The sequence below is a fragment of the Halovivax asiaticus JCM 14624 genome, assembly GCF_000337515.1.
GTDB classification, from domain to species: Archaea; Halobacteriota; Halobacteria; order Halobacteriales; family Natrialbaceae; genus Halovivax; species Halovivax asiaticus.
Genome location: NZ_AOIQ01000010.1, coordinates 1 through 13991, shown reverse-complemented (window position 1 = coordinate 13991; position 13991 = coordinate 1). Strand labels below are relative to the sequence as shown.

The 13991-nt window shown below is 68.0% G+C and carries 13 protein-coding genes and 1 pseudogene; 12 read left to right on the top strand and 2 right to left on the bottom strand.

All coding sequences use genetic code 11. The annotated features are described in order from the left end of the window. Window positions 1–186 precede the first annotated feature (186 nt). Window positions 187–1578, bottom strand: a complete 1392-nt coding sequence (locus C479_RS05860; RefSeq protein ID WP_007699313.1) for a Coenzyme F420 hydrogenase/dehydrogenase, beta subunit C-terminal domain — start codon at window positions 1576–1578, stop codon at window positions 187–189. Further along, complete coding sequence (locus C479_RS05855) at window positions 1571–3289, bottom strand: nitrite/sulfite reductase (protein ID WP_049907120.1); 1719 nt, start codon at window positions 3287–3289, stop codon at window positions 1571–1573. Before C479_RS05855 ends, C479_RS05860 begins: the two co-directional genes overlap by 8 nt. A gap of 629 nt (window positions 3290–3918) precedes the next feature. Here C479_RS05855 and C479_RS16370 point away from each other — a divergent pair. The 12 genes and pseudogenes from C479_RS16370 to C479_RS05800 all read left to right on the top strand — a co-directional run. Next, window positions 3919–4236 (top strand): hypothetical protein, encoded by a 318-nt coding sequence (locus C479_RS16370; RefSeq protein WP_007699302.1) that lies wholly within the window; start codon window positions 3919–3921, stop codon window positions 4234–4236. After that, a pseudogene (locus C479_RS17070) lies at window positions 4229–5047 on the top strand (CbiX/SirB N-terminal domain-containing protein); the annotation flags it as partial. The gene C479_RS16370 and the pseudogene C479_RS17070, both read left to right, overlap by 8 nt. A gap of 75 nt (window positions 5048–5122) precedes the next feature. Then, entirely contained in the window at window positions 5123–5992 is an 870-nt protein-coding gene (locus C479_RS17065; protein WP_394295141.1) for a DR2241 family protein, read from the top strand. Then, window positions 5989–6825 (top strand): uroporphyrinogen-III C-methyltransferase, encoded by an 837-nt coding sequence (gene cobA, locus C479_RS05840; RefSeq protein WP_007699296.1) that lies wholly within the window; start codon window positions 5989–5991, stop codon window positions 6823–6825. The genes C479_RS17065 and cobA overlap by 4 nt, the downstream gene beginning before the upstream one ends. Beyond that, window positions 6822–7916 (top strand): anthranilate phosphoribosyltransferase, encoded by a 1095-nt coding sequence (locus C479_RS05835; RefSeq protein WP_007699294.1) that lies wholly within the window; start codon window positions 6822–6824, stop codon window positions 7914–7916. The genes cobA and C479_RS05835 overlap by 4 nt, the downstream gene beginning before the upstream one ends. Before the next feature lie 235 nt (window positions 7917–8151). Further along, complete coding sequence (locus C479_RS05830) at window positions 8152–8631, top strand: deoxyuridine 5'-triphosphate nucleotidohydrolase (RefSeq protein WP_007699292.1); 480 nt, start codon at window positions 8152–8154, stop codon at window positions 8629–8631. A 151-nt stretch (window positions 8632–8782) separates the two neighbouring features. Next, complete coding sequence (locus C479_RS05825) at window positions 8783–9328, top strand: metal-dependent hydrolase (protein WP_193788367.1); 546 nt, start codon at window positions 8783–8785, stop codon at window positions 9326–9328. A gap of 105 nt (window positions 9329–9433) precedes the next feature. Beyond that, window positions 9434–9898 (top strand): hypothetical protein, encoded by a 465-nt coding sequence (locus C479_RS05820; RefSeq protein WP_007699289.1) that lies wholly within the window; start codon window positions 9434–9436, stop codon window positions 9896–9898. Window positions 9899–10127: 229 nt separating this feature from the next. Then, window positions 10128–10556 carry a hypothetical protein gene (locus C479_RS05815; RefSeq protein ID WP_049907114.1) on the top strand — a complete coding sequence of 143 codons (429 nt, stop codon included), beginning with the start codon at window positions 10128–10130 and terminating at the stop codon, window positions 10554–10556. Between the two features lie 59 nt (window positions 10557–10615). Beyond that, window positions 10616–11524, top strand: coding sequence for a phosphogluconate dehydrogenase (NAD(+)-dependent, decarboxylating) (gene gnd / locus C479_RS05810; RefSeq protein WP_007699275.1), 909 nt, complete (start codon window positions 10616–10618; stop codon window positions 11522–11524). A gap of 307 nt (window positions 11525–11831) precedes the next feature. Beyond that, entirely contained in the window at window positions 11832–13604 is a 1773-nt protein-coding gene (locus tag C479_RS05805) for an MATE family efflux transporter (protein WP_007699272.1), read from the top strand. A gap of 136 nt (window positions 13605–13740) precedes the next feature. Next, the coding region (locus C479_RS05800; RefSeq protein WP_007699270.1) for a twin-arginine translocation signal domain-containing protein at window positions 13741–13991 on the top strand (251 nt) is incomplete at its 3' end.

Here is a 13991-nt window from a genome sequence, read left to right as displayed (position 1 = left end):
AAGAATGACGGTGGCCGTGCGGTATCGGGAGTGATCTTTCCGCATCGATACCGGTCGGAATACGCCGTCGTCGCCCGCCGAACGCGGTGGGGCGGCGGCCGATCGACCCGACCCGACGAACGGCGATCGAGTCGAGTCGTCGAGCGGTGCCCGACCCGAATCGTCGCCGGGTGATCCGCCCGGGTGTCAGTGGCCCGCTTCGTGGGGATTCAGTTCAGTGTCGTACCAGTCGGCGTGGTCGGTGTAGTCGATGAACCGCGGCGCGTCGGGATCGAAGGGGCGTTCGAGCGAGTCGAACGCTTTCTTCTTGTCCCAGCTCTGGAGCTTGCCGATGGCGCTTCGGTCCTCGAGATCGTGGTACTCGAGGTCGGGTTCGGCGAGCTCCCACGCCTGCAGGCCGCGTTCGGTGCGGACGATGACGGAGGAGAACGCGTCGGACGAGCCGACGGAGCCGACCGTGAGGTCCGCCGTGTAGCCGGTGAAGTCGGCGCACTCGTCACAGCCCTTCAGCGTGGCGTCGTGGAAGTCCGCAACGTCTTCCGCCAGGAGGAGATCGAGCTCGTCGTCGTAAACGCGCATCTCTCCCTCGATGACGTCCATCTTCCCGATCTCATCGGGCGAGATTCCCCGCTTCGATTCGAGTTCCTCGCCGAGAAGCCGCTGGTAGTTGAAGTTCTTCGTACACATCAGGGCGATGCGGTACTCGACGGCCCGGAGGCCGGCCTCCTGGGCCTGCAGGTCCCAGTCGAAGTCCTGCAGTGCGCGGATCCCCTCGATCTCGCAGGGCGTGCCGACGACGGCGAGGCTGAGGTCCTCCGGCTCTTCGTCGGGCAGCTTGTGTTCCCACTGCGAGAGGTCGAGGTTGCCCAGCGCCATCGTCTGGTTGTAGAACGACCCGGCGCTCTCGATCAGCTCCTCGCGGGTCGTCGCCAGGAAGGATTCGGCCTTCCAGGGATTCTCGTCGGACTCCGTGGCGACGAGCGCGCCGTCGATCTCGCCCGCGGCGAGCAGGTGTGACAGGATCGACGTGACGACGCCGCCGTCCTGTGCGCCGCGGCGCCAGTCCTCGGTGACCCGCGCTGAGAACTCAGTGATCGGATCGCCGGCACCCGAGACGTTGTCGTCGCCGCCCGTGATCTTCCACTGGCGCTCGTAGCGCAGCCCGCCCCGCGGACAGAAGTCCCAGCACAGCGAACAGCCGGTGCACATCTTCACGAGTTCCGGTTTGCCGTCGTCACCGACCCCGATGGAATCGGACGGGCAGGCCGCGACGCAGGTCCCACACTGGATGCAGCGATCCGCCTCGATGACGGCCTCGTCGAGCTCCATGAACCACGTCTTATCCTCGGGCGTCTCGATGTCGTTCATCTCCGCCCGGATGGCGTAGCTCGGCGTCTCGAGTTCCACCCCGTTGGGGACCCCGGGTCTGACGGTCGGATCCGCGTCCGGACTGTCCACGTCCTGGCTCTGCCCGACCGCGGGCTCGGTGAACTCGACGTCGCCGAGACTGCCCGACTCGTCCACGTTGGTCGGTCGCGCACCGCCGTCGGTCCGGAGCCCCGACTCGTCGTCAGTCATCGTGTGCCACCCCGCGGGAAACCGGCGCGTCGGCCCGGCGCATGAGCGCTCGCAGGCGGTCGTTATCGGTCCGGCGAGTCCACTCGTAGAACCGCTCGCCGCCCGCCCGCTCGGCGACGTACACCGCGAAGAGCGCTTCGAGCGCCGGCACGACGGCGTCGGCGGGAACGGCCGTCTCGACCCAGTCGAGAAAGGCGTTGTCGCCGCCGAGCGCCCCGCCGAGGCCGATGTCCATCCCCTCGACGAGGGCGTCCCCCTCGTCGTTCGCGGTCACATCGCGATCGAGCGCATCGGCGTCCACCGCCACCGTCTCCCCCCGAAGGCCGATATCCGCGATCTGGGGCTGGGCGCAGGAGGCCGAGCAGCCCGACATGTGCAGCCGCACGACGTCGAGGCCCGGCGGCGTCTCGATACGAGCGTCGAGTTCGCGCGCCCAGCGTTTCGTGCGCTTTTTGGTCTCGATGATGGCGTAGTTACAGAATTCGTTGCCCGTGCAGCCGACCGCCCCCCGTGAGAACGGACCGGGGTTCGGCTGGTAGTCCGCCGCGAACGGCTCGGCGAGCAGGTCGTCGACGTTCTCTGCGGGGACGTGCGTGATGAGGAAGTTCTGGTCGGTCGCGAGTCTGACCGAGGCCTCGTCGGTGCCGTACTTTCGCGCAGCGCGGGCGGCGGCCGCGAACTCGTCGCCGCCCATCCGCCCGCCGACCACGTTGAAGCCGACGTACGTGAGCCCCGCTTGCTTCTGGTCGTGGACGCCGACGTGATCGCCGACGTACCCCTCGGTGAGGTCTTCGCCGCGCTCGCGGAGGTCGGCCGAACACCGGTCCCGGACCGCTTCCTCGAACGCATCGGGCCCCAGCTGTTCGACGAGGTAACGCATCCGGCAGACGCCACGGTTCTCGCGGTCGCCGAGTTCTTTGAACGTCTGGGCGACGGCGCGGCAGAACTCGACGGCGTCCTTTGGGCGGACGAACACGTCGAGTTCCGAGGCCATGCGCGGCCCGTCCGAGAGGCCGCCGCCGACGCGGGCGTGGAAGCCGTAGTAAGGCTCCCCGTCGAGGTCCTTCTGGGCCGGTGTCAGCCCCACGTCGTTGATCTGGGACTGGGCGCAGTCGTGGGCACACCCCGTGATGGTCAGCTTGAACTTCCGCGGAAGGTTGGCGTACTCGCGATTTTCGGTGAAGAAGTCAGTCACAGCGTCGACGACCGGCTGGGCGTCGAAGCACTCGTGGTCGTCCAGCCCGGCTGCGGGACAGCCCAGCACGTTCCGTGCGGAGTCGCCACAGCCCTGCACGGTCGTGAGCCCGACCGCGTCGTATCGATCCCAGATCTCGGGGACGTCTTCGATCTCGATCCAGTGCATCTGGACGTCCTGGCGAGTGGTCAGGTCCAGGAAGGCGTCGCCCCACAACTCGTTTTGCTCGGCGCCGCCGAACGCCTCGGGTGCGGTCGCGAACTCGTCGGCGACTTCGCCGATCACTTCGGCCTGTTCAGGGGTGAGGAACCCGCCGGGCGCTTTCGTCCGCAGCATGAAGTAGTCGTCCTGCTTGCCGTGGGCGTACATGCCGGCCCACTTCAGCCGCTCCCACTCGCCGTCGCCCGCGCGCTCCTCGATCTCCGCGAACGACAACCCGTCCGCGGCGTACTCCCGCACGTCTGCGATCACGTCGAGCGGGTGCTTCTCCCGCTTGTACGCCTCGACGGCGTTCACGGCCGAATCACCCCGGAAACCGACGTCGGTCGCCGATCGGACGGTACTGCGGTCACGGACTCGATCGCTCGTGGGTGAGTCATCGTGGGCGGTCAATCGACACCCCGGTGGATGTAGCTGGGCGTCCAGGCACGAACTGACAGGGGTTCGAAACGGTGGCAACGCTTGCCGACGTATTCGCTCCGTTCGCGTCGACCGGTCGCCCGTTACCGGGCGCGTCGTCCGCGTCCAGGATCCGAAACATCCGGCTGCTTCGCACCGATCGGCGGCGTTTCGCCCGGTCGGGCCTCGGACGCCCGTCCGGGGCGCCCACCGGTGACACTCGGAACGAACGGAAACCGTCGCGTCCCTCGCGCGCTGGCTTCGATTCCGAACCGTCCCTGCGCCGATTCACAACCAATCCGGCATGGATGCCCGATTTTCTTCGGTTTCCTCCTCGAACGGTCTGCCCGGTCCGTCGCGGGTGGCGGCAATAATCGACCCGGTGTCGGTTCGCCGGACAGACGTGACGCGGTGAGACCTGCTATAGACGGTCGACGCGACGGCTCGCCCATGCCGACACCCCGAGCCTGCACGACACGACTGCTGCAATCGGCGTTCGACGACGCGAACCACCACGGTGATCGGCCATGACGGACGAGCCGAGTCCGAAGACGGGTTCGACGGCCGACTCGTGCGTGGACGAAACGGACGGAGGGGACCCGTCGGACGGGACGGATGCGTCGGCGGACCGCGCCGGACGGACGATCGATTCCGACGAACTGAGGGACGGAGAATGCGACCTGCAGCCGGACGACGAGCGGGCAGGCGAGGAACGCGACGAACGAACGGGCGGTGAACGCGACGAGCGGGCGGCCGATGCCGCCCACCTCCGCGACGTTCCCGTCGGGAGCGGCTGTACGGAAATCTGGGAACACCTCGCCGAACGGCGGGAGGACGATGCCTGAGGGCGTCTCGGGACGGCGGGTCGGTTCGTCCGCGCCGCTCGCGTCGACGACGCTCGTGATCGTCGGGCACGGCTCGCACCACGACGCTCGATCGGCGACTCCCGTCTACGCGCACGCCGACACCCTCCGCGATCGCGACGTCTTCGCCGACGTTCGAACGGCCCTCTGGAAGGAAGCGCCGTCGCCGCGGTCGGTCCTGCGGACCGTCGAGACCGACAACGCGATCGTCGTCCCGTTGTTCATCGCGGCGGGGTACTTCACGAAGGAAGTGATCCCCCGAGAACTCGGCCTGGGGGGGCAGTCGACCCCGGACGTGGACGGCACCGTCAGGTACGCGTCGCCCGTCGGGACGCACGACGCGGTGACCGACGTCATCGTCGAACGGGCCGGCCGCGTCGCGGGCGACCGTCACCTCGGTGACGACCTCGGCCTCGCGATCGTCGCTCACGGCACCGAACGCAACGAGAACAGCGCGGCGGCGGCCCGCGCGCATGCGGCGCGAATCCGGGACTGGGACCGGTTCGACGAGGTGCGAGCGCTCTACCTGGACGAGTCGCCCTCGGTCGGTACCCTGACCGATCACTTCGCGACCGACGAGGTGGTGCTGGTCCCGCTGTTCGTCGCCGAGGGCCGACACGTCCGGGCGGATGTTCCGGCCGCTGCGGGTCTGGCCGAGGGATCCGGCGACTATGCAGTTCCGACCGATGTCGACGGCCGCCGCGTCTGGTATGCCGGTCCAGTCGGGACCGACCCTCGTCTCGCGGACGTGATCGTCGAGCGAGCGAGTGAGGCAGCCGCCGGTACGGATAACGGATCCGACCGTGCCCTCGCGCCGTCGACCGATCGCCACGCCTCGTCGGCGAACGGACGCCGCGACTCGTCGGAGATGAATCGTCGCGATTCGACGGCGGACGGTGCTCTCGGTTTTCGGGCTGCCGCCCGAGAACCGACGACCCGGTCCGGACGGACGTTCCTGCGGTGGATCGAGGCCGGGCGTAGGGGCACTGAAGCGGGGGCCGCGTCTCGCCGGTCGCCCCCATCCGCTTCGGATCCGGAGAAACCGCGAGCGACGGCGAACGCACGCCGGACGCGATCGGGCGGGCGAGTGATGCGCACGTGGGGCGAACTGCAGGTCGCTGGGTCGACGCTGGCCGACGGCTCCCGAACGTACGAACTGCGCCACGAAGCCGATCGTGGAGCGACCCCTGCCGCGCTCGACAGACTCGATCGGCTGCGCGACCTTCGCGACCGCGTCCGCGTCGACGAGCAGGGCGAGTTCCGCCCGCTTCGATCGGCCCCGACGCTCCCGACCGGCTGGTACTGCCCCGGACTCGACGGGGCGACGCTCGTCCGCGCCGTCGAGACCGTCTATCCGGCGACGATCGCCGACTGGGCCCGCGAGCGCGAGGGGTCGCTCGACGTCACCAACTTCCGGGCGACCGCCGACCGCCAGACGGGCATCTACGACCGGGTCGCCGCGCTCGACCGGTCGGCCGTCGACGCCGTCGTCCGCACGTGCTGTGTTGACGACGCGTGTTTGAAGCGTCGGCGCTGGGAGTACGACGACGGGGAGGCCGTCGATGTTCCGCGAGTGAACGGATCGTTTCCCTGTCACGAACCCTGCTCGATGGTTCTGGAGCGGGCGCGTGAGTCGGTCGTCGACGGCGCTCCGGTCGAGGGAGCCGACGCTCCAAACTGGGATGACGCCACTTCAGACGACGTCGACCGCTCGTCATCCCGGGGTGACGACCGATGAGCGGCGCCGCGGGATCGGTGGCGCTGGTCGGCGCCGGGCCGGGCGATCCCAACCTGTTGACGGTGAAGGCGCGCCGCCGCCTCGACGAGGCGGACGTGATCCTCCACGACGCACTGGTGACGCCGGAGCTCCTCGGTACCTGCCCGGACTCGGCCGAGATCGTCGACGTGGGAAAGCGGCCGAACTCGAACGGGGGGCGACTCACCCAGGCCGAGATCAATCGACTGTTGGTCCGAGCGACGCGGGGCGGTCGCGACGTGGTGCGGCTGAAGGGCGGCGATCCGTACGTCTTCGGCCGCGGGGGCGAGGAGGCCGAGTTCCTCGCGGCCGCCGGCGTCGACGTCGAGGTCGTCCCCGGGTTGACGAGCGCCGTCACCGCGCCGGCCGTCGCGGGCATTCCCGTCACGCACCGCGATCACGCCTCCTGCCTGACGGTCGTCACCGGCCACGAGGACCCGACCAAAGCCGAGAGCGCCCTCGACTGGGCGGCGCTGGCCGACACCGTCGCCGCGGGTGGGACGCTCGTCGTTCTCATGGGCGTCGGGCGCTTGCCCGAGACCGTCGCGACCCTCCGTGACCACGAGGTGGCAGCCGACACGCCGGTCGCGATGGTCGAGAAGGCGACGTGGGACGCGGAGTACACGCTCACCGGGACCCTGTCGACGATCGTCGAGCGGGCCGTCGATGTGGGTATCGAACCGCCGGCCGTGACCGTGGTCGGCGACGTGGTCGACGTTCGCGAACGGGTGATCGATGCGTCGCAGTCCGTGCCGGCTCGCGAGTGCGCCGACGGCACCGCCGGGCGCCTGCGTTCGGACGGGGGATCGCGATGACCGACGACTGGCCGCTCGATCGGCTGATGAGCGAGGTCGTCGGGTCCGGTCCCCGGTCGGCGTCGGATATGCGATACGACCAGGCGCGGGAGGCCATGGAACGCATCCTGACCGGCGACCCCGATCCGGTCGCGCTGGGCGGATTCTGGACGGCGAACCGGTGGAAGCGCAACACGCCGGTCGAACTCGCCGGGTTTCTCGACGCGATGCGAACGGTATCGGTCGAGACCGCCGAACCGGACGCCGACCCCGTCGATATCGGCGCGAATTACGACGGGAAGGCCGACACCGCGCCGCTGGGCGTCGCGAGCGGCGTCGTCGCGGCGGCGGCCGGCACGCCGGTCGCGGTCCACAGCGCGGACCGGCTCCCGACGACGTACGGGGTGACCGCTCGTCACGTCTTGGACGAACTCGGCGTTCGGACCGACCTCGAACCGGCCGAAAGCGCCGCGATGGTGGACGCGGTCGGGTTCGGCTTCTATTATGCCCCTCGATTCAATCCGGGCGTTCACGCCCTCTCCGAGCGTCGGGCGGCGCTCGGTGTGCGGACGTTCCTCAACACGATCGAGACGCTGGCGAACCCGGCGGCCGCCGCCGTCCACGTCGGGAGCTTCTTCCACCGGCCGTTCGCCGAGAAGGTGGTCGCGACGCTCCGCGAGAGCCGGACGGTCGACGTCGATCGAGTCGTGATGGTACAGGGCCAGGAGGGGTCCGACGACGTCCGTGCCGGAACGACCCGGATTGCGGCGTGGCCCGACGGTCAGGAGGGTGAGAACCCCGACGGCGCGGACGACGATGCAGTCGACGTCTTCGAGATCGAGACGGCATCGTTCGGCGTGGAAGCCGGTGCGGAAGTCACCGGAGCCGATCTCGCGGCGACCGCCGCACGCGTCACCCGTGACGTCGTCTCCGGCGCTCGCGACGGTGTCGTCGCCGACGCCGTCGCACTCAACGCGGGCGTGCGAATCTATGCTCGCGACGACGCTTCGACCCTTTCGGCGGCGGTCGAGCGCGCACGAGGGGCCGTCGCCGACGGTTCGGCTGCCGACGTGCTTACCGCCCTCCAGGAGTTCGACCCGGCGGACTGGTGAGCGACGGCCGGCGGCGGCGCTCGTCAACCCGGTGGCGAAACGGGCGTCGTGCCGGTCGGAACCGCCCGATTCCTCGAAATGTCCGCCGTAACCGGTACCTTCGACGGACTCACGGTCCCGAAACCGTCGGATACCCGGATCTCGCGACGGGGCGTGGGACGGTGGCCCGTGTTGACCGACGCCATCGCGCTCCGAACGCGATACGCTTTTGGCGATACCGGCGCCTGGTCCTTTCATGTACCGCTCGGGCGCGTTCGTGGCCGATCACGTCACGCCGACGACGGACGAACAGGAACAGCCGAACGGGGTCGACCTCACGCTCGACGTCGTCTTCGAACAGCTCGAACCGGGTCGCATCACGCGCGACGGGAAAGAGATCGGTGACCGGGTCGCCCGTCCCCTCGAAGAACTCGACGAGAAGGCCCCTGCGACGTTCTACCTCCCCGAGGGAACCTACGTCGCGCGTTACGCCGAGCAGATCAGCGTCCCCGAGGGACACGTCGGCTTCGTCTACCCGCGCTCGTCGCTCATGCGCAACTCCTGCATGCTCAACACGGCCGTCTGGGACGCCGGGTACGAAGGGCGCGGCGAGGGACTGTTGCAGGTGCACCACGACATCGAACTCGAACGCGGCGCCCGAATCGCCCAGTTCGTCCTCGCCGAGGCCGAGCACGAGGACGTCTACGACGGTTCTTACCAGGGCGAAAATCTGTAATCCGGCCGCCCGACCGATCTGGAACCGCCCGATTCCGATCGTTCCCGATTCGTCGCTCCCGTGAATGGACCGCGTATGCTGGACTCGCGAGAGGAACCCTGCATGACACACACGACTCGCGAGGGAACCGCTACATGATGGGGCACACCGCATGATGGCGACGACGCACGCACTCGTCGGACTCGCACTCGTGGCGCCGGTCGCCGTCGTCGTCCCCGACGTCGCGGCGCCACTGGCGGCGGGGGCAATCGTCGGCGGTATCGCGCCGGATCTCGATCTGTTCTTCGTCCACCGTCGAACGTTTCACTTCCCGGTCCTGGGAGCCGCCCCGGCCGCCGCGGCGATGATCGGGGCGGCGGTCGTCTCGACTCCGGCCGTCGTGGGTCTCGCGGCGTTTTTGACCGTCGCCTGGTTTCACGCGATGACGGACGTCATCGGCGGCGGGGCCGGGTTCGACCCTTGGACGAATCCGATCGAGCGCGCCGTCTTCGATCACTGGCACGGCCGGTGGATCCGCCCCAGGCGGTGGATTCGCTACGATGGTGCGCCCGAAGACGCCGCGCTCGGGGCCATCCTCGCGATTCCTGCCCTCGTCGTCTTCGATGGCCCCGTTCGGCCACTGGTCGGCCTCGGCCTGCTCTGCTCGGTCGGCTACGCGCTCGTCAGACGTCGACTCCCGTCCTGGATCGACGAGTAACGGATCGGCGGGTCGCGGGTTGGGTGTTTCGGGAGGACCGTCCGGTTGTCCCGACCGGTCGGATGCATCGGAACGTTCAACTGCGTGTCGTCACGTCGTTCGAGTATGATCGACCTCGTTCTCGCGCGGATGACCCACCTTCTCGTCGCGGCGATCTGGGCCGGCAGCGTCTGTTACGTCGCGCTGTCGGTGGTCCCGGCCGCCCGCGACGGCGTGTTCACGACGACCGATCCGCTCCACACACTGCTGCGGACGCTCAAGCGTCTCTCCCGAGCGAGCTCGCTCGTGTTGTTGCTGACCGGCGGCCACCTTGCCGGTCGAATCTACACGAGTGAGAGCCTGACCTCGACGACGAACGGTCAACTGGTGTTGCTCATGACGTTTCTGTGGCTCGTCCTGACCGCACTCGTCGAGATCGCAGCGAGTCGCTTCGAGACCGGCCTCGACGCGAAGCAACTTCGCGAACCGGCCCGTGACAGCCTCTTCCTGTTCCGCGCCGCGGCGCTCGTCTCGGTCGCTCTGTTGCTTGTCGCCGGCGCGATCACAACGAACGCTGTCACGCTGTTCTAGGTGCGCGGTTTATCGCCAATCCTGCCGTCGAGCCGGTGTCTTTCCTCCTCCCATTCCAGTGTCGATCTATCGTAAGCTGGTGGCATTTAACCTGTTGCTGGCCAGCCATTTTCTCCTGGCTTGATTCGAGATACCGCCGGTCCCGCCCGTTTTCGAGACGCGACGCACCTGTTCTCACTTCTGAAATCTTCCGCGAAAGATACTTACCCGTTCGATTTCAGGTAGGTGCATGATGGGCCGTGGCAGGACACTCGGGTTGTCGGCGCTGGTCGTCGGCGCGGCAGCCCTCGTCGGATTCGCGCTTCGTGTTGGTCGAAGGCACTCGCGAGCGCACGTCCAGGCCAGTATCGGAGCACGCATCGTCGAGGAGGTCCCACAGACGGCGACGGTCGTCGACAGTACGTCTCATCGGCTGCAGGAGATTCCGGGCGCCACCCGCGCGATCGAGCGTGCCGTCGCCAGCGACGACGCGGCGTCGTGGGCGGAAGTGACGTTCACCGACGAGAGCGCCTGGAGCGTCGTCGACACCCTTCGCGAGACGGTTCCGTACTACGACGGTGACGACGGCGAGTACAACGGGGTGTACGTTCGGTGGGGTGACCGGATCGTCGTGCTGGACGCGGTCGGTTGGGCGCGCCTCGAAGAGGCCGCTTACTGAAGCGCTCGTCGACTCGGGAAACCGCAACGCTCACGACAGCGGCGCATCGAGTGAGCGCCATGCAACTGGGACTGATTGGGCTCGGACGGATGGGCCAGATCGTCGCGGACCGCTGTCTCGACGCCGGTCACGACGTGGTCGCGTTCGATCTGGACGAAGACGCCGTCGCCGCGGCGGCCGACGCCGGTGCGGAGCCGGCCGACTCGGTGGCCGACCTGGCGACACAACTCGCGGCGACGGACGGCCCGTCCTGTGTCTGGTTGATGGTGCCTGCAGGGCCAGCCGTCGACGCCGCGCTCGACGACCTCGAATCGCACCTCGACGGCGACGACGTGGTCGTCGACGGCGGGAACTCGTACTACGAGGACTCCGTCCGGCGAGCCGAGGCCTGCCCCGCGGCCTACCTCGACTGTGGCACGTCCGGTGGCCCGGCCGGCGCCGAACTCGGCTTTTCGCTGATGGTCGGTGGGCCGGCGTGGGCGTACGAGGCACTCGAACCCGTCTTCGACGCCGTCGCGACGGGACCCGACGGCCACGCGCGGATGGGGCCGTCGGGGGCGGGACACTACGTCAAGATGGTCCACAACGGCGTCGAGTACGCACTCATGCAGGCCTACGGCGAGGGATTCGAACTGCTCCACGAGGGTCGATACGACCTGGACCTCGAAGCGGTCGCCGGCGTCTGGAACAACGGGGCGGTCATCCGCTCGTGGCTGCTCGAACTCTGCGAGGAGGCGTTCCGCGAGGAAGGGACGGCGCTCGGTGACGTCGCCGACCGGATCGAGGGCGGTTCGACGGGGACGTGGACCGTCCAGGAGGGTCTCGAACAGGAGGTTCCGGTCCCGCTGATCTATACGGCACTCGCCGAGCGGTTCGGTTCCCGCGCGGACGAGGGTCGGTTTTCCCGCAGACTCGCGAACCGACTTCGCTACGGATTCGGCCGCCACGAAGTCCAACGACGGTCCTGAATGCAACCAACCGGTTCGGAACGGCACGTCCGGCCGGCCTCTCGCGGACGCGCGTATTTCACAAAATTGATGGGCGGGCGACGGCAGTGTCCGGTACGTACGCACCGATCCCGCTATCACGGGGTTCGGTACCTGCCGTCAGGTGGGCTGTCTCGACAGCCAGTCCGTCTCCTGTCGCTCGGTCTGCGCTCCACTGCACCTGATCGAGACGATCGCAGCGCCCGCCGACCATCGGCCCGACTCGCCGCACCACCGCCCTGCAGCGGGTCCCCTGTGAGCCGATCGACGACCGCCCTCACGTGAGACGATGACCGACTCAGACGACCCCGACCCGACCGACGCTCCATCCGACCGTCCCGAGTCTGCGGACGCGAGTCCGGACGACGGTCACCCGGCACCAGCCGATAGCCGGTCGGCTGGCCCGTCCGACGAAGCGCCGGCGGACGCGGCAAACGGAGTTGCCGGAGCGGCTGCCGGCCCGGACGCCGACGCTGGTGCCGGGGGTTCGAATCCGGCATCATCCTCGATCACCGAGGGGAGTCTCGTCAAGCCGCTCTTTCACCTCGCGTGGCCGATCGTCGTCATCCAGCTGTTGCAGGTTACCTACAACGTCGCCGACACGCTGTGGCTCGGTCGGCTCTCGACGGAGTCCGTCGGCGCGATCAGCCTGGCGTTTCCGTTGATCTTTCTCATGATCGCGATCGCCGGTGGGTTCACGACGGCCGGGGCGATTCTGGTCGCCCAGTACACCGGGGCAAGCGGGGATCGATCGTCGGGGCTCGTCGCGGGCCAGACGCTCTCGTTCGTCAGTCTCCTCTCGATTGTGATCGCCATCGTCGGGTACTTCTACACGCGCCCGGCGCTGTCGATCCTGCCGAGCGACCCGGACACAAAGGCGACGGTGATCCCGCTGGCCGCCGATTACATGGAGGTCTTTTTCCTCGGACTTCCGCTCGTCGGTGGCTTCTTCGTCTTCTCCGCGCTCATGCGGGGGTACGGCGACACCCGGACGCCGATGCTCGTGATGGTCGTCTCGGTCGTCGTCAACGTCGTCGCCGACCCGTTCTTGATCTTCGGGTTCGCCGACAACCCGCTGTTCGGGATGCTCGCAGGTGTCCCGGTGCTCGGGACGATCGACTTCCTCGCGCTGGAAGCGACACTGTACGAGCTGACCGGGTTCACCGGCTGGGGGATCGAAGGGGCGGCCCTCGCGACGATCGGTGCGCGTGCCGTCGCGACGGCGGTCGGCGTCTACGTCCTCTTTGCCACCTCACGCGGGCCCGATATCGAGACGAGTCACCTCGTTCCCAATCTCGACGTGATTCGCGACATCGTTCGACTGGGGACGCCCAGCATGATCGAGCAGGCCATGTCGGCGATGGCGATGATCACGCTGACGGCGATGATCGTGACGTTCGCCCCGCCGGTCGTGACGGCCTTCGGGCTCGGGAATCGGCTCATCTCGCTCGTCTTCCTCCCAGCGATGGGGCTCGGCCGGGCGATCGACACGATGGTCGGGCAGAACCTGGGGGCAGATCGGGCCGACCGAGCGGCACGCGCCGTCAGGCTCGCGGCCTCGACCGGCGCCGGCGTGATGCTCCTCGTTGCGGTCGTCGCACTGGCGTTTACGGAACCGATCGTCTCGGTGTTCATCGGCCCCGACGTGGAAAACGCCGCGATCGTGGAGGGGCTGGGTGTGGAGTACGTCCGTACCCGGACCGTGGAGTTTGCCTTCATCGGCGTCTCGCAGGTAATTCTCGGCGGGTTCCGCGGGGCGGGGAACACGCGGACCGCGATGGTCATCTCGATGCTCACCCTCTGGATCGGTCGGGTCGTCAGCGTCTTCGTCCTCGCGTTCAACTGGTCGGTGACGGTTCCCGTCGTCGGGATCACGATCAGTGCGTTCGGCCTCGGTGCGACCGGCATCTGGATCGGCATGGCTCTGGGGAACGTCGTCGGCGCACTCGTCGGGGTCGCCTGGTTCAGCCGCGGTACGTGGCGAGAGAAGTACATCGACGACCCGGAAGGGCCAGACGATGAGCCCGGGCAGCCGTCAGCCGTTTCGGCCGGTGACGAATAACGGCAAGCTGCCCGATGGTCCCACACCACATCGGCAATACGGTCACGAATTCGAACATATTCGCCCCACTCCCACTGGCCGGGAATCGCCCCCACTTTTGAACGGGTTTCGATACCAATCTGCTGATGGAGAACCTATGTACGATGCTACAAACCGACGGACGGTACTGAAGGCGTCTGGTGCGTCGCTCGCTGCTGTCACTCTGGCAGGCTGTGGAAGTAGCGACGGTGACGACGATAGCTCTGACGACAACAACGACGACAGTGGGGGCGGTGCCGTCGAGATCGAGCCGGACACGGAGATCCTGTTCAAGGGCATGACGACGCACTGGGAGGGGAAGTCGCCGTCGGGGATCGAAGGCGAGGAGAACCCGACGATCGCGCTGAC